Origin of the sequence: Streptomyces sp. 5-10 (assembly GCF_014712245.1) — a bacterium.
Taxonomy (GTDB): domain Bacteria; phylum Actinomycetota; class Actinomycetes; order Streptomycetales; family Streptomycetaceae; genus Streptomyces; species Streptomyces violaceusniger.
Window position 1 is genome coordinate 39865 of record NZ_JACVYG010000043.1, and the last position, 14866, is coordinate 54730.

Consider the following 14866-nt stretch of genomic DNA (forward strand, 5'->3'; position numbering starts at 1 on the left):
ACGAACGGAACGGTTCCGTTCCATGCGTGCTACCTTTGAGCATGGCGGAACGGTGCCGTTCCGTTCCATTCTCGGAAAGGAGCCCCACGATGAAATTCCTCTACGACGACGAGTCCTTCTCCTTCGAGGCACTGCGCGCCGCGGGCTACGCCGCCTATGCGGGCGCCGACCTCGGCGAGGTCCTGGTCACCTGCCGGCAGATCCCAGAGGGGGACGAGGAGGCCTGGTCGGCCCAGTGGGCCGCGACGGCGGCGCGCATCGAGCGCATCGGCCGGGACGCGCTGGCCGCCGGTCACCGCGTCAGCGCCCGGGAGGCGCTGCTGCGCGCGTCCAACTACTACCGGACCGCCGACTTCTACCGCCGCGAGAACCCCGCCACCGACGCCGAGTCGGCGCGGCTCGCCAAGGCCTCCCAGCAGACGTTCGCCGACGCGGCCCCCCTGCTCGACACTCCGGCCCGCGCCCTGCGCATCCCGTACGAGGACACCACGCTTCCTGGCTACCTCTTCCTCGTCGACGATTCGGGCACCCCGCGCCCGACCGTGCTCTTCCACGGCGGGTACGACTCCACCCTCGAGGAGGACTACTTCGCGCTGGCCGCGGGCGCGCTGCGGCGCGGCTACAACGTCATCGCGTTCGACGGCCCCGGCCAGGGCAGCACCGTCCGCGACCAGGGCCTGCACTTCCGGCCGGACTGGGAGGCCGTGGTCGCTCCGGTCGTCGACTTCGCGCTCACCGTGCCCGAGGTGGACACTGGGCGGCTCGTGCTGATCGGCATGAGCCTCGGCGGCTACCTCGCCGCGAGGGCGGCCGCCTTCGAGCACCGCCTCGCCGCATGCGTGCTGTACGACGGCGTCTACGACTTCCACGCGGTCATCGCCGCGACCGCCGGCCGCGCCGCTTCGACGCCCGGCGGCATCGAGGCGCTGATGGCGCAGAACACCATGGTGCGGTGGGTGGTGCGCAACGGCCGGTGGACCTTCGGTGTGCCCGACTTCGACGAGCTGGTCAAGGCAACCGAGGCGTACACCATGGCGGGCATCGCCGACCACATCACCTGCCCGACACTCGTACTCGAAGCCGAGAACGACCAGTTCTTCAAGGGACAGCCGCAGCAGCTGTTCGACGAGCTGACCTGCCAGAAGGAGCTGATCTCCTTCCGCGAGGACGAAGGCGCGGGCGAGCACTGCCACGAGGGCGCGATGTTCCTGTTCCACCAGCGCACCTTCGACTGGCTCGACACCCTGCTGGCCGACTGACCTCGCGACTGGCCCGCAGGTCGTGCCAAGGACGCGGGGACGATTTTCCGAACCTCTTATCGGGCAGTTCCCAGCCCCAGGCGTCGGTGATGAACCGATGGTGCCGTACGTCGACCAGTCAGAGGTTGCCCCAAGGGCTCCTTCGGTGTGTGCCGGGGGCGTCACGGACAACGAAGAAGCCCCCTCCGGATGGACCCGGGAGGGGGCTTTGCCCTGGTGCGGGCTGCGGTGGCTGGGGCCGGGGTCGAACCGGCGACCTTCCGCTTTTCAGGCGGGGTGCGGTGGCCGCCGGGGCCCGTTTCGCCTGGCCCGATGGTCCGCTGACGTCCGCTGCTGGCGTCGGCGTACGCGGCCGTTGGCGTCACGGCTGGCGTCAGGCGGCCTCTTCGCCTGCGGTCGTTGAGGTTTGGTGAGCTGGTCGGTTGGTTCCCTGGAGCGGATGACAGTCGGTCGCGGTCTCGCTGGTTGCTGCACCTCGCTGCCGTACAGCACTCGCTGACCACCGCCTTACAAGTTCGATCACGAAGCCGCCACGGCAGTGTGGCCTGCCGCCGCTGTGGCCGGACAAGAGCGATGGTGTACGCCCCTGTCCGGCGTCGTTGATGTCAGCTGTGGATGTCAGGAGCCTTCTGATCCGTAGCTCGACCTGGATCGGTCGCGAGCACTCATAGAGGCTCGGTTCGGCACTACAAGGTGACTACCGGTCCTTGCCAGTTGCTGCCGTTGCTGTACTTCGTGGCTGTACCACTGGCTGCGAGGAACAACGTGAAGAAGCCCGCAGCATCTGCATAGGCACCCACAACCTTGGCCCACATTGGCCATGCGAGCACAACTAGTACGAGGACCGTAACCACCCACAGACGCTGCCTCGGGTTTGACACGCACTGCACGGCAAGGGACAAACTCATAGCTGAGCCTCCGGGTTCAGTAGCCCACCTGCCGCTCGGCCTGCCAGCATGCGCGGTCAGGTGGGCTTCGTTGTGACGGCAGGACGCTAGCTGATGTCGGCCACGCCGCTCACCTTGCAGGATGACTCTCGGATGCCCTGCGGGAACGGTAAACACCTTGCGTCACTGCAAACGCAAGCTGTGGTTGCGTTCTGGAGAACTGTGTGACCGCTGACGCTACATACTTGGCAGTAGCTTTACTCAGAGTGTTGGCTGATTTCAGTTGCGGGAGCGTCTGGGCAGGATGCTGTGTTGCCGGAACTGGCCTGTCGTGGAGCATGTGTAGGCCCCTGAGCTTGGGAATCACGGGGCGGTTGACGCTGATCATGCCGCTGACAAGCGGAAATGAGTGCTGATGGCGGGCTGGGCTGCCCGCCGCAGCACCTGTCATTGACCGCTGTTTACCGCACTATCTGGTGCGCATCTGGTGCGGGGCCGCACTTCGTCACGAACTACGAGCGGGGCGGTCGCTGCGATCTGGTGGGCTGTGAGGCGGTCGGTCGGACCGTTGGCGTCACAGATGACGCCATCTCCCCGTCCTGGCGCGTCGGCGTGCGTTCGTACCACCCCATACGACTTCGTAGGGTTGCCGTCTCCTCCCTTAGGGTAATTGACCGCAATGCGGCAGAGTCGTGACTCCATGCTGCATGAATAACATCTTCCACTCGACAGTGCGAGGGGCCTGTGGAATTCGCTAGGGTAGCTTTTTCTGTTAGTGCTGCATTGATTGTTCCCGCCGGGTTGTCCTGGTATAAAAGGCCGTGGTATGCGATCTCTTTTGCCTTGATCTATTCCGCTTTGGCGATATTTCCGCTTGATCTCGGATGTAAGGCGTGGGTGATTGTCGGGGCTACGTTCTTATCCAGCCTCTCGGTCGCGCTTTTCTGCAGGCCGTGGGGGTCGTTTTCTGGGGGATTGAACTCGGCAGCGATTCCAGTTTTTACGGCCGCCGGGTATGCTGCGGTTGCTATGCTGCTAGTTGTGGTGGCTGCCTACGCTTACATCGGGGCAGGGGCTACCTTTGATCGTCTTGAGGAACTGTCGAACAGTGATCGCGTATTTGTCGTGATGTCTGGTGGCTTAATCGCTGTAGTTGGGTGCGGAGACGTCATAGCCAGAATCGTCAAACCGCTAGTCGATGAAATCGAATCGAATGTGGCTACTGGGGTGCTCGGGTCAGATATTAGGGAGTTTGTCGCATCGGCTGCTCACATCGGTTGGATTGAGAGAATTCTTTTGTTTGGATTTCTGGCGTCGGGGAAGCCGGAGGCGGCTGCGCTGGTAATTGCGGCAAAGTCATTCACCCGCGCTCCCGGGATCAGCCAAGGAGGGAAGCTGGTTGCCGACTACTACCTAGTTGGGACATTGGCGAGTGTGGCGTCAGCTTTACTGGTATCGTGCGCCACCAGACTTGCCCTTGGATTGTCGCCCATCTAGGAGTTGGCATGGATCTAAGCGAGCAGCCTCTCTTTAAAAAGCTGATCTCACTGGAACTTCCGGTCAACGACTTTTTTGTTGCTGGAAGTGGTCCCATGCTGGCTCATGGCATTAGGTCGAGTGTCGGTGACTTGGATATTGTGGCTCGGGGGGCCGCATGGGAGAAGGCTCTACGCCTCGGAGTACCTTCGTTAGCACCGCTTGGTTATGTCGATCATATTGTCCTTGCCTCAGGTGAGATCGAGGTACTGAACGGATGGTTCGACTACGATGTCGATCAGCTCTTCAGTGAATGTGAAGTATTCAGTGGAATAATGTTCGCTCCCCTCTTCAGGGTGATTGAGTGGAAAGTTCGCCTCGGTCGAGAAAAGGATCGTGACGACATTCAGGCGATTAATCGACACTTTGGGGTGCGTCGGTCGACCCTCGACGGACGATAACAGATTTGACGTCTATCGATTTAATTTAGAGGTGGGGATGTGAACGCTTTTCGTCGCATATAGGTGCACTTTCACCGCGTCGGTGGAGCGGGTTGGGCGATGGCCTACCCGGTCTGGGTCGGGCATGCAGTCCAACCTCGACCGCGAGAAGGAGATCGCCGCCACCCTGGATGCTCGCGTACGCACACACACTGGGAGGCAGCCCAGAGCCCGTCAGGCACGGGACGCCTAGAGAGGTCTAAGCAACAAACAAGCCCCGGGCCGGGGGGCCCGGGGCTTTGTGCTGGAGCGGGTGACGGGAATCGAACCCGCGCTCTGAGCTTGGGAAAGATGCGGTCATTTGAGGGCGGTGTGGAGGCTACGGCCGTCTTCAACTCCCGGTACGCGGTGGCTGGGAGCCGGGCGGCTCCGGTACTGCCGGGACGTACGAGGAGATGATGGCCGAGGAATGGAGCGGCGATCAGCTCATGCACGGGTTTCCTCCTTCGGCGTGACGAGAGCCATGCGGGCCCAGACGGTTTTGCCGATGGGATTGCGGGCGCGGTGCCCCATCTCCTCGGCAAGCGCGGAGACGAGTTGGAGACCTCGACCGTGCTCGTCCTCATCGCTGGTCTCCATGAGGCGGGGCAACCGACGGCTGAGGGCGTCGGAGACCTCAACCAGGCACGTGGCGCCTTCGTCGCTCAGGCGGACTTCGAAGCGGTGACCGCGCCTGTGGCCGTGCCGTACGGCATTGGTCGCCAACTCGCTGCAGACCAGGACCGTACGGTCAATGTCCTCTCGTCCGTAGGCCCAGCTCAGCAGGGTTTTGTCGACCAGGCTCCGGACGAGGCGGACACACCTGGGCGTGGAGGTGAATTGCATCGCCCAGTGTTGGGCGATGGTGTGCTGCTGGTTGTCGTTGGTCATCGGGAGCATTGCGTCCCCTCGTCGCGGGTGGTTCCAGGGGGGCTAGCTCATCGCAACGGTCGTCACTGAAACAGGTCATGGTGATTACCCAACGTGGGTAAAATCATCGGCGCTTGACCACCCGGACAGCCTGCTGCCGCAGGACGAGGGAGAGGGGCACGAGTGTCCGCGTCGCAGCCTCATCGACTGCTGCCAGCAGCCTTGTTGGCCAGCCCTGAGTGGCAGGACGCATGCCAGAAACGCGACTTCACCCGCATCTTCCAGCTGGTCAAGCTCAAGGCAGGGATCTATCCCTCGCGCATCGCCGCCCTTTGCGGCATGACGCCCAGCAGGGTCGGCGAGATCATGGCTGGATGTCGTGGTCTTGCCCATATCGATGTGATCGAGAGAGTCGCCGATGGGCTGCGCATCCCCGGTGCGATGCTGGGCCTGGCGCATCGGCCCTGGGAAGTCGCCGCATTGGCTCCGGAGAGCGAGCGGAGCCAGGTATCCGGGCCACGGCTTGCACAGGGGGCAGCGGCTTCCGCTCCTGCTGCTGGGGAAAGCCTGGATGACCTACTGCCACTGGCCGACTCACAGGTCACCCGCTCCACGCTCGCCGCGCTGCGCTCCTCGGTGGAGGACTACTGGCGTCGGGACGACCAGCACGGTGGTGCGCCACTGCGGCCTGCGGTCGTCGGAAGCCTCACCTACGTAACGCAGGTAATGCGGCATGCCGGGGATGCACTGGGCCGGGACCTGCGGTCCCTCGCCGCAGAGCTGGCCCGCCTTGCGGGCTGGGCGTATTTCGACGCCTGTCAGTACAGCACGGCACGTATCTACTTCGGCCAGGCCCTCAGCCTCTCGCGGGAGCACGAAGATCGTCTCTTCGTGGCCAATGTGCTGTCCTGTATGAGCCTGCATGCCACCTATGACGGCAATCCGGCAGAGGCCATCACTCTCGCCTGCAAGGCTCAGGACGTCACCCGGGCAGTGGGTGACCAGCCCCTGGTGATGTCCATGCTGCACCTGCGCGAAGCGTTCGCCCACGCCACCCTTCGCGACGCCTCCGCCTGCCATCAGGCCATCGACCGTTCCCGCGACTCCTTCGAATGCGCACGCGGCCGGACGGACGAGGCGCCCTCCTGGGTGCGCTATTTCGACGAGACCAAGCTCATCGTCGACACGGGAATCGCCCTGGCCCGGCTTGGCGAGGCCCCACGGGCCGAACCCCTCATCGCCGAGGGACTGCGCCGGGAAACGTCCGGACAGCAGCGCGGACGGGCCCTGCACGCCTTCTGGCTCGCCAGCACCCAGCTCGAGCAGGGCAAGCTCGGCGACGCATGTCACAGCGCCGGACTCGCACTCGAGCTCAGCAGCGTGATCGACTCTCCCCGAGTCGCTGGGCATCTCCATGAATTCCACCGCCGTCTGGCCCCGTACGCCCGTGAGGCACCGGTGATCAGGTTCGAGCAGCGGCTGCGAGAGTCACTTGGCTAGCCGGCGCTCTTGGTGGCCTCGTCTAGCAGCAGATACAGCAGGCCGACCAGACTGCCGCTGCTGACGATCTCGCGGCGGTCGATCATCCCCCTTATCTCTGATAGGGGGATCCACTCGATCCGGTCCGATTCGTTCAGCTCTGTCGGCGGCCCGGTGTAGGTGGCCCCATCGGCGCGGAAGACATGGTGCTCGGAGTCGGTGATCCCGTTCGCGGGCTGCGCGTACACCAGGGGCTTCATCGCCTCGACCCGCCAGCCGGTCTCTTCTTCGACCTCGCGGGCGGCGGCCTGTTCCGGGGTCTCGCCGGGCTCGATGAGTCCCATGGGCAGTTCCCAGCCCCAGGCGTCCGTGATGAACCGGTGGCGCCACATCATCAGGACGCGTTTGTGGTCATCGACCACCGCGGCGACGGCGAGGTGTCGCATGCGTACGACGTGGTGTTCCCAGCGGCGCCCGTCGGGCTGCTGTACGTCGACCAGCCACAGGTTGACCCAAGGGTTGCTGTAGATCTGCCGTTCGCCATGGACGGTCCACCGCATGAACCCACTCCCCTCCGTTGACGCGGTGCCCAGCATGTCACTCCCTGGGCCTGTGCTCTTACGGTGCGTGCTGTGGACGTCACGGTTAACGAAGAAGCCCCCTCCGGATGACCCGGGAGGGGGCTCTGCCCTGGTGAGGGCTGCGGTGGCTGGGGCCGGGGTCGAACCGGCGACCTTCCGCTTTTCAGGCGGACGCTCGTACCAACTGAGCTACCCAGCCGCAGCGGTCCTGACGGGATTTGAACCCGCGGCCTCCACCTTGACAGGGTGGCGAGCACTCCAAACTGCTCCACAGGACCTTGCGCGTACGAGCACGAGTCTCGCACATGTGGGGTGCGCTCCCAACGGGATTTCCCTGGTGGATTCGCACTCCTTGCGATCTTCGAATCGGGGCCTTGATTTTTCTCCGCCGCGTCGATGTCGCTGGATCAGCGTATCAGACCTCCGGCCGTGTTCTGACCGCTCACCGGGCGGGCCCGGCCCTGGCCGGGTCCGCCCGGGTTCCGTCGGTCTCGGCCCGGGTCAGGGGCGGCCGCCGCGCTCCAGGGGGATCTTCTCGCCCGCCTCGATCGCGACCGGCAGGCGGTTCTCGGTGGGTGGCAGGGGGCAGGTCGCGAGGTCGGTGTAGGCGCAGGGGAGGTTGGTGGCGCGGTTGAAGTCGAGGGTGACGCGGCCGGCCTCGTCGGGGGCGTCGATCTGGAGGGAGCGGTTGGCGGCGTACGTGGTCACGCCCGAGGTCGCGTCGGTGAGGAGCACCATCAGGCTGCCGGGCCGCTTGCCGTTGAAGGCGGTGAGCCGGAACGTCTCGCCGTCCAGCTCGAACTCGACCTGCCCGGGCGCGTCGTAGACGTGCTCAAGACCCTCCGCCACGGCGCCCACGGTGATCGCGCGCGGCTCGTCGAAGGGGAGGTAGCGGCCGGTGCGGACCCAGCGGGGGTCGGGGGCGTAGGCGGGGGTGCGGGTGAAGTCGGTGCGGAGGGGGTTGCCGGGGTGGCGGGGGCGGACGATGTCGTGGCCGCCGCGCTTGGCGACCTCGATCACCGCGTCGCCGTACCCCGCGTACACGCTGGCCCGCTCGGCGATCGTCCCGAAGACGTACCGCCCGTGCACCGCCGTGCCGTCGATCGTCAGCTCCTCGCCCTCGGCGAGTTCGACCACCACGCCCTCCGGGCCGCTGGACCAGGCCCCGGGGGCGTCCTCGAAGCGGGTCGGCTCCGGGCTCAGCCAGCGCAGGCTGGTGATCGCGAGAAATCCATGGGGGTCGGCGAGCGCCTGCTCATGGGCGCGGTGCCAGCGCTCCCACTCCTCGGCGAAGCTCACCTGGTCGACGTCCTGGACGGTCATCTGCGCTCCCTCGCGTGGGGTCTGCGGCGGGTCCGGTGCCGTTGCGTACGCGTACGTACAACCGCGTCGGGGAGGGAGAGATTCCGGGAGGTGCGGGATGCGCGGGAGCCGCCGGAGGCGCGCGAGGCGCGGGGCCGCCGTGCGGCGCGCATGAAAAAAGTCACCGGCAGGTACGTTCCGACCTGCGGTGACTCAAAGAAGGTGGTGCCCCCAACGGGATTCGAACCCGTGCTACCGCCTTGAAAGGGCGGCGTCCTGGGCCACTAGACGATGAGGGCCGATGGCCCACCTGGGCGCCTCGCGGCGCTTTCGGGGACGCGAGAAGCATATGGGATGCCGGTGAGGTTCGCCAAAACGGTTTACGGAGTGGTGGGCGTCGGTGTCGCCCCCGGGCGGTTCTCGGCCGGCAGATGACGGCTGACCTCGGCCTTCGCCAGGCCCAGACCGCCCAGGTCGATCTCGTCCCACGCCTGGAGCCGCCGCGTGTCCCGGTCCAGGTAGAGGACCGACGCCTGCACCGTGTCCGGTGTGCCGTCGTCCACCGCGCGCAGCCCGCTGCCGCCCGTCGACCCCTCGGTCATCAGCCGGGTGCCGCCGGGGAGCACCTCCGTACGGCGGTGATGGACATGGCCGGTGAGGGCGAGCGGCACGGTGCCGTCGGTCTCGCGGGCGGCGATCGGGTTGTGGGCGAGGGCGATGTCGACCGGGGCGCCGGCGGCCCTGCGGTCCCGGATCGCCTCGGCCAGCCGCCGTCCGGCGCTGTGCTCGGCCGCGTCGCCGGCGGCCGCCGCGGAGCGGTCGGGGGTGAACTGCGGATCGCCGATGCCCGCGATCCGCAGCCCGGCGACGCTGATCGCCTCGCCGTTGTCCACGACATGCGCCCCCCTGCGCTTGGCGAGGTAGCGCTGGGTCGACGCCGAGTCGTGGTTGCCGCGCACCCAGACATAGGGGGCGCCGAGGTCGGAGACGGGGTCGAGGAAGCCGTTCTCGGCGGAGGTGCCGTGGTCCATCGTGTCGCCCGTGTCGATGATCACGTTGACCTTGTACTGCCGCACCAGCGACTGAACGATGTGCCACGCGGCCGGATTGAGATGGACGTCCGAGATGTGCAGCACTCGCATGGTGGTCGGGTCGGGCTGGTACGCGGGGAGCGTCGAGGTCGCCTCGTAGAGCTGGGTGACATTGGTCACCAGCCGGGCCAACTCCCGCTGATAGACGTCGAAGTCGGTCACGATGCTGCGCGCGTTGCCCACCACCGAGGGGGCGCTGGAGAGCAGCCCGGAGTAGCGCGGCTCCAGGACGGAATTCGGGTTCCACGTGGCGTAGACGGCGCCGCCGGAGGCGGTCAGCAGCGTGAGCGCGAGCCCTCCGGCGGCCAGCGCCCGGCGCGGGCGGCGGTAGACCGCCAGGCCCAGCGCGGTGGCGCCGAAGACCACGGCGACGCAGGAGCGGACCGCGAGGCCGAGGGTGCCGCGGGTGACATCGCTCGCGACCTCGTCCTGGAGCCCGGAGAGCCGCTCGGGGTGGTCGACGAGGGCCTGGGACCGTATGGGGTCGAGCCGGTCCACGTCCACGTCCAGGCGGAGCGGGGCGTGGTGGCTGTTCAGCTCGAGCGCGCCCAGGGGGGCCACGTTGATCTTGGTGCCGCCGGTGAAGGACGGCCGCAGCGCCATCCGCGTGTCCATCGGGCCCACGGAGATGTGGACGCTGCCGACCACCAGCAGTCCGATCCAGGCGCCGAGGACGGTCACGGCGGCCAGCCCGGCGGCGCGGACGAGGGGGCGGGGGCGCGCGGCGGGATCGAGCGCCGTGGGGTCGAACGGCGTGGGATCGAGCGCCGTGGGGTCGAACGGCGTGGAGGCGACCGCCGTGCGATCGGGGGAAGCAGCGGCGGACGCGGTCTGCGAAGGGCGGCGGAAGCGGCGAAGAGGGGAGACGGCCAGGGTGCCCGCGCGCTGAGCGGTGGCACGGAGCAGCCGGAGCGGTTCGCGGGCCATTGATCCCGTATGCCCGGCCGCGCGGGGGCGTATGCCTGCGGGCGCGGGGGCGGGCCGCGGTCCGCGCCGGCTGTGGTGCGCCACGGCGGCCGGACGCGTCCGGCGCGGATAGCTTGGCGCCGACGGCTTCTTTCCGGGCCCGACTGCCCGACAATGGCCTCGTGCTGGAGATGACGCGCGAGGAGTTCGAGGAACTGGTCGCCGAGGCGCTGGACCGGATCCCGCCGGAGCTGACGCGGCTCATGGACAACGTCGCCGTGTTCGTGGAGGACGAGCCACCGGCGGACGATCCCGAGCTGCTCGGGCTCTACGAGGGGACGCCGCTCACCGACCGGGGTGAGTGGTACGCGGGCGTCCTGCCGGACCGGATCACCGTCTACCGGGGTCCCACGCTGCGGATGAGCGAGACGCGGGAGGACGTCGTCCAGGAGACCGAGGTGACCGTGGTCCACGAGATCGCGCACCACTTCGGGATCGACGACGCGCGGCTGCACGCGCTCGGCTACGGCTGATCCCCGGCTACGGCTGAGCCCGACCCGGCTACGGCTGAGCCCGACCCGGCTACGGCTGAGCCTGATCCCCGGCTACGGCCTGATCGCGGACTCCAGCAGATTCCGCTGCCCACACCGCCTCCGGCCACCCCCGGCTACGCCCGACGCCGGACGCGCGGTCTACGCGACGGGCCGGGTCCGTACCGCATGCGTGTCCTGGGCGGGGCGGGGCCAGTTGGGCAGGGCGTCACATCCCTGCCGTCTGGAGGTGTCCCGCGCATGCCCGGATCTCCCGTGCCCGGATCCCCCGCTCCTCGCACCGCCCGTTCCGCCGGTGCCCCCCGGACCTCCCCGCACGCGCCCCGTGCCGCCGTGCGCGGGGCGGCGGTCGCGGCGCTCGTGGCCGTCGCCATGGCGCTGGGCGGCTGCATGAGCATCTCCGACGACCCCGAACGGCCGGACAAACACCGCGGCTCCCACCAGAAGGGCGAGGCGGCGGACACGGGCGGCGCCGTGGTGCGGTCGGACGGCAGGGGGCGGGCGTACGCCGACTCCGACCGGGACGAGAAGGACGGGAAGGGGGCGAAGGGCGAGAAGGGGAAGAAGAAGGACGGCGAGGACCGGTCGGCCTCGGCTTCCGCGACCGACCCCGAGGCCGAGCCCTCGGCCCCGCCCGGCAAGAAGGGCGCCCCGCACCACCGCCCGGCCCCCTCCGCCCCGCCGCAGCCGGGCGGCGCCACCCCGTCCGACGCGCCGCCCGCGCCCCGGCCGTCGAGCCCACCGCCGAGCGCGCCGGACCCGAAGCCGACCGACCCCGAGCCCCCGACCGCGCCCGCCTCCCCGTCGGACCAGCCCGCGGGATAGGGCCCGTGCTTGCCGGATAGGGCCTGTGCTCGCGGGATGGGGCCGGTGCTCATAGGGGCCCGTAGTAGGGTCCGTGGTCATCAGACCCGGCCGACCCGACACAGCCACCGGCCCGTGCCCCGGCTGCCGCTGGCCAGCGCCGATAGAGCGAATTTGCTCTTGGGGGGTGAGGGTGCGTATGGTGGTAGATCGTTTGATCCCATTTGCCCGGCGCCTCGTAGAAGTGCGCCGCGAGGCGCGTTCCTTGCCATCCCGTGGCTGACCGCATAGAGGCGGTCGTTTGCGACAACACACGGAGTTTGGGCGCGTGCCGAGACTCCGGAAGGTTTCGCATTTCGCATGTCCGTTTCCACTGATCACGCCGTCATGCCCGCCCTCGACGAGACGAGCGAGTCGAGCCAGTCGAGCGAGCTGACCGCCCCGGCCTCCCTGGCCTCCCCGGCCGAGCCGTTCGCGCAGGACGCGCAGGCAGAGCAGACCGGCCAGACCGGTCAGACGGCGTCAACGGCGTCAGCAGCGTCATCCGAGCAAGCCGCCACGGAAGCCCCCGACACCGACAGCCCTAAGGTGCCCGACATCACATTCGCCGACCTCGGCCTCCCCGAGCAGATCGTCCGCAAGCTGGCGCAGAACGGCGTCACCACGCCCTTCCCGATCCAGGCCGCGACGATCCCCGACGCCCTCGCCGGACGCGACATCCTCGGCCGCGGCCGTACCGGCTCCGGCAAGACGCTCTCGTTCGGCCTTCCGCTGCTGACCACGCTGGCCGGCGGCCACACCGAGAAGAAGCGCCCCCGTGGGCTGATCCTCACCCCGACCCGCGAGCTCGCGATGCAGGTGAGCGACGCGCTCCAGCCTTACGGCGACGTTCTCGGCCTCAAGCTCAAGGTCGTCTGCGGCGGCACCTCGATGGGCAATCAGATCTACGCGCTGGAGCGGGGCGTGGACATCCTCGTCGCCACCCCGGGCCGGCTGCGCGACATCATCGAGCGCGGTGCCGCGTCCCTGGACAAGGTGCAGATCGCGGTCCTCGACGAGGCCGACCAGATGGCCGACATGGGCTTCCTGCCCGAGGTCACCGAGATCCTCGACCTGGTGCCGCGGGGCGGGCAGCGGCTGCTGTTCTCCGCCACGCTCGAGAACGAGATCGACACCCTGGTCAAGCGCTACCTGGTCGACCCGGTCACCCACGAGGTGGACCCGTCGGCGGGCGCCGTCTCGACCATGACCCACCATGTGCTGGTCGTGAAGCCGAAGGACAAGGCGCCGGTCACCGCCGCCATCGCGGCGCGCAAGGGCCGCACCATCATCTTCGTACGGACGCAGCTGGGCGCCGACCGCGTCGCCGAGCAGCTGTGCGACGCGGGCGTACGCGCCGACGCGCTGCACGGCGGCATGACGCAGGGCGCGCGCACCCGCACCCTGGCCGACTTCAAGGACGGGTACGTCAATGTGCTCGTCGCCACGGACGTCGCCGCGCGCGGTATCCACGTCGACGGCATCGACCTGGTGCTGAACGTGGACCCGGCCGGTGACCACAAGGACTACCTGCACCGCTCCGGCCGTACGGCCCGGGCGGGCCAGAGCGGCACCGTCGTCTCGCTGGCCCTGCCGCACCAGCGCCGCCAGATCTTCCGGCTGATGGAGGACGCGGGCGTCGACGCCTCGCGCCACATCGTCGGTGGCGGCGGAGCCTTCGACGAGGACGTGGCCCGGATCACGGGCGCGCGTTCGCTCACCGAGGTGCAGGCCGAGGCGGCCTCGAACGCGGCCAAGCAGGCCGAGCGCGAGGCGCAGGACCTCAGCCGGGAGCTGGAGCGGGTGCAGCGGCGCGCGGCCGAGCTCCGCGAGGAGGCCGACCGGCTGTCCGCGCGGGTGGCGCGCGAGCGCGGCGAGACCGTGGCGTCGGCGGAGTCCGTGACCTCGGCCGGTGCCGAGGCCGGGGTCGGGGCCGGGGCGGAGACGGTGGCCGAGGCCGCCGCTGTGACGCTGCCCGCGCAGCGCACGGCGGAGCCCGCGACCGTGCCCGCAGTGAAGGGCGCGGGGGCCGCGGAGGCCGCCGAGGGCGCGGGTGACGGCGAGGCGCCGCGCCGCTCCTCGTACGACCGCCGGGACAACGACCGGGGCCGTGACGACCGTGGTGGCCGTTCCTTCGACCGCCGGGACGGCGACCGGGACCGCGGTTTCAACCGCGACCGGCGGGACGACCGCCGTGACGACCGTGGCGGCTTCAACCGCCGGGACGACCGTGGCGGCCGTTCGTACGACCGCCGGGACGGTGACCGGGACCGTGGCTTCAACCGCGNCGTTCGTACGACCGCCGGGACGGTGACCGGGACCGTGGCTTCAACCGCGACCGGCGGGACGACCGCCGGGACGACCGCCGTGACGACCGCTTCGGCCGGGACCGCGACCGGGACCGCCGGGACAACGACCGTGGCTTCGGCCGGGACCGCCGCGACGACCGCTCGTTCGGCCGCGACCGCCGGGATGACCGTGGCGGCTTCAACCGCCGGGACGACCGTGGCGGCTTCAACCGCCGGGACGACCGTGGCGGCAGCCGTCCGTACGAGCGCCGCGACGACCGTGGCTTCGGCCGGGACCGCAGGGACAACGACCGCGGTGGCCGTTCCTTCGAGCGCCGCGACCACAACCACCGTGGCGGGGACCGTCCGTTCAACCGCGACCGTCGCGACGACCGCCCGGGCCGCCGTGACGACCACCGGAGCGGTGCCACCGGCGGCCGTTCGTACGAGCGCTCCCACAGCAGCTCGCACGACCGGTCCTTCGACCGCCGCGCCGACAAGCCGCGCTGGAAGCGCAACGGCTGATCGGGCCGTGCCGGAGGCCGTGCAACACCACGCTGTTGCACGGCCTTTCGCTCCCGGAGGGTATTGGCTCGGGTGTTGGCCCCTCGCCGAGCTATGCTGCGGGGGTGCGGGTCATTAGCTCAATTGGCAGAGCAGTGGACTTTTAATCCATTGGTTCAGGGTTCGAGCCCCTGATGACCCACCTCGGAAACCGCAGGCGCCACCGGCGACCTGCGGTTTCCTCGTTCCTGAGGTTCCCGCCGCGCACCCTTCCGAGGCCCGGGGCCGGGGGGTTCTCACCCCGTCGTACAGAAGATCGAGTCTCACTCGACCGGCGCTTGAGCGGATGC

The 14866-nt window shown here is 68.6% G+C and carries 10 protein-coding genes, 5 tRNA genes and 1 pseudogene; 8 read left to right on the forward strand and 8 right to left on the reverse strand.

From position 1 onward, the window contains the following. The first annotated feature begins 89 nt into the window (after positions 1 to 89). On the forward strand, positions 90 to 1259 hold the full coding sequence (locus IEJ02_RS35135; RefSeq protein ID WP_191068550.1) for an alpha/beta hydrolase family protein: 1170 nt from the start codon (positions 90 to 92) through the stop codon (positions 1257 to 1259). A gap of 229 nt (positions 1260 to 1488) precedes the next feature. On the opposite strand, the gene IEJ02_RS35140 is transcribed toward IEJ02_RS35135, so the two are convergent. After that, positions 1489 to 1549: transfer RNA gene (locus tag IEJ02_RS35140), tRNA-Phe, on the reverse strand. 1341 nt (positions 1550 to 2890) lie between these two features. Between IEJ02_RS35140 and IEJ02_RS35145 the strand changes: the two genes are divergently transcribed. Beyond that, positions 2891 to 3643 carry a hypothetical protein gene (locus IEJ02_RS35145; protein ID WP_191068551.1) on the forward strand — a complete coding sequence of 251 codons (753 nt, stop codon included), beginning with the start codon at positions 2891 to 2893 and terminating at the stop codon, positions 3641 to 3643. Positions 3644 to 3651: 8 nt separating this feature from the next. Next, complete coding sequence (locus IEJ02_RS35150) at positions 3652 to 4083, forward strand: hypothetical protein (protein WP_191068552.1); 432 nt, start codon at positions 3652 to 3654, stop codon at positions 4081 to 4083. A 465-nt stretch (positions 4084 to 4548) separates the two neighbouring features. Here IEJ02_RS35150 and IEJ02_RS35155 read toward each other — a convergent pair whose 3' ends face one another. Continuing rightward, the gene (locus IEJ02_RS35155) at positions 4549 to 4992 is read right to left on the reverse strand and encodes an ATP-binding protein (RefSeq protein WP_223864996.1); all 444 of its coding nucleotides are present in this window, start codon (positions 4990 to 4992) and stop codon (positions 4549 to 4551) included. 162 nt (positions 4993 to 5154) lie between these two features. Between IEJ02_RS35155 and IEJ02_RS35160 the strand changes: the two genes are divergently transcribed. Beyond that, positions 5155 to 6471 (forward strand): NsdA family TPR-like regulatory protein, encoded by a 1317-nt coding sequence (locus IEJ02_RS35160; RefSeq protein ID WP_191068554.1) that lies wholly within the window; start codon positions 5155 to 5157, stop codon positions 6469 to 6471. On the opposite strand, the gene IEJ02_RS35165 is transcribed toward IEJ02_RS35160, so the two are convergent. From IEJ02_RS35165 to IEJ02_RS35190, 6 genes are all read right to left on the reverse strand, one after another. Then, complete coding sequence (locus tag IEJ02_RS35165; RefSeq protein ID WP_191068555.1) at positions 6468 to 7010, reverse strand: NUDIX hydrolase; 543 nt, start codon at positions 7008 to 7010, stop codon at positions 6468 to 6470. The two genes, IEJ02_RS35160 and IEJ02_RS35165, sit on opposite strands and share 4 nt — an antisense overlap. Before the next feature lie 146 nt (positions 7011 to 7156). Next, positions 7157 to 7230 (reverse strand) — tRNA-Phe (locus tag IEJ02_RS35170). A 4-nt stretch (positions 7231 to 7234) separates the two neighbouring features. Continuing rightward, positions 7235 to 7309: transfer RNA gene (locus tag IEJ02_RS35175), tRNA-Asp, on the reverse strand. Between the two features lie 223 nt (positions 7310 to 7532). Next, positions 7533 to 8354 carry a DUF1684 domain-containing protein gene (locus tag IEJ02_RS35180; protein WP_191068556.1) on the reverse strand — a complete coding sequence of 274 codons (822 nt, stop codon included), beginning with the start codon at positions 8352 to 8354 and terminating at the stop codon, positions 7533 to 7535. A gap of 202 nt (positions 8355 to 8556) precedes the next feature. Continuing rightward, positions 8557 to 8632, reverse strand: a tRNA-Glu gene (locus tag IEJ02_RS35185). Positions 8633 to 8713: 81 nt separating this feature from the next. Further along, positions 8714 to 10351: a metallophosphoesterase family protein gene (locus IEJ02_RS35190; protein WP_191068557.1), complete on the reverse strand. Its 1638-nt coding sequence runs from the start codon at positions 10349 to 10351 to the stop codon at positions 8714 to 8716. A gap of 161 nt (positions 10352 to 10512) precedes the next feature. On the opposite strand from IEJ02_RS35190, the gene IEJ02_RS35195 reads away from it, so the two are divergent. The 4 genes and pseudogenes from IEJ02_RS35195 (at position 10513) to IEJ02_RS35210 (ending at position 14718) form a co-directional block, all read left to right on the forward strand. After that, positions 10513 to 10863, forward strand: a complete 351-nt coding sequence (locus IEJ02_RS35195) for a metallopeptidase family protein (RefSeq protein ID WP_180990685.1) — start codon at positions 10513 to 10515, stop codon at positions 10861 to 10863. A gap of 258 nt (positions 10864 to 11121) precedes the next feature. Then, complete coding sequence (locus tag IEJ02_RS35200) at positions 11122 to 11706, forward strand: hypothetical protein (protein WP_191068558.1); 585 nt, start codon at positions 11122 to 11124, stop codon at positions 11704 to 11706. A 567-nt stretch (positions 11707 to 12273) separates the two neighbouring features. Continuing rightward, positions 12274 to 14652, forward strand: a pseudogene (locus IEJ02_RS35205) (DEAD/DEAH box helicase); the annotation flags it as partial. After that, positions 14646 to 14718 (forward strand) — tRNA-Lys (locus tag IEJ02_RS35210). The pseudogene IEJ02_RS35205 and the gene IEJ02_RS35210, both read left to right, overlap by 7 nt. Positions 14719 to 14866: the final 148 nt, after the last annotated feature.

What these genes read in the sequence shown, in the direction of transcription:
- IEJ02_RS35135 (WP_191068550.1), top strand. Translation starts at nt 90, where the DNA reads ATGAAATTCCTCTACGACGACGAGTCCTTCTCCTTCGAGGCACTGCGC.
- IEJ02_RS35150 (WP_191068552.1), top strand. Translation starts at nt 3,652, where the DNA reads ATGGATCTAAGCGAGCAGCCTCTCTTTAAAAAGCTGATCTCACTGGAA.
- IEJ02_RS35155 (WP_223864996.1), bottom strand. Translation starts at nt 4,992, where the DNA reads ATGACCAACGACAACCAGCAGCACACCATCGCCCAACACTGGGCGATG.
- IEJ02_RS35165 (WP_191068555.1), bottom strand. Translation starts at nt 7,010, where the DNA reads ATGCGGTGGACCGTCCATGGCGAACGGCAGATCTACAGCAACCCTTGG.
- IEJ02_RS35180 (WP_191068556.1), bottom strand. Translation starts at nt 8,354, where the DNA reads ATGACCGTCCAGGACGTCGACCAGGTGAGCTTCGCCGAGGAGTGGGAG.
- IEJ02_RS35190 (WP_191068557.1), bottom strand. Translation starts at nt 10,351, where the DNA reads ATGGCCCGCGAACCGCTCCGGCTGCTCCGTGCCACCGCTCAGCGCGCG.
- IEJ02_RS35200 (WP_191068558.1), top strand. Translation starts at nt 11,122, where the DNA reads ATGCCCGGATCTCCCGTGCCCGGATCCCCCGCTCCTCGCACCGCCCGT.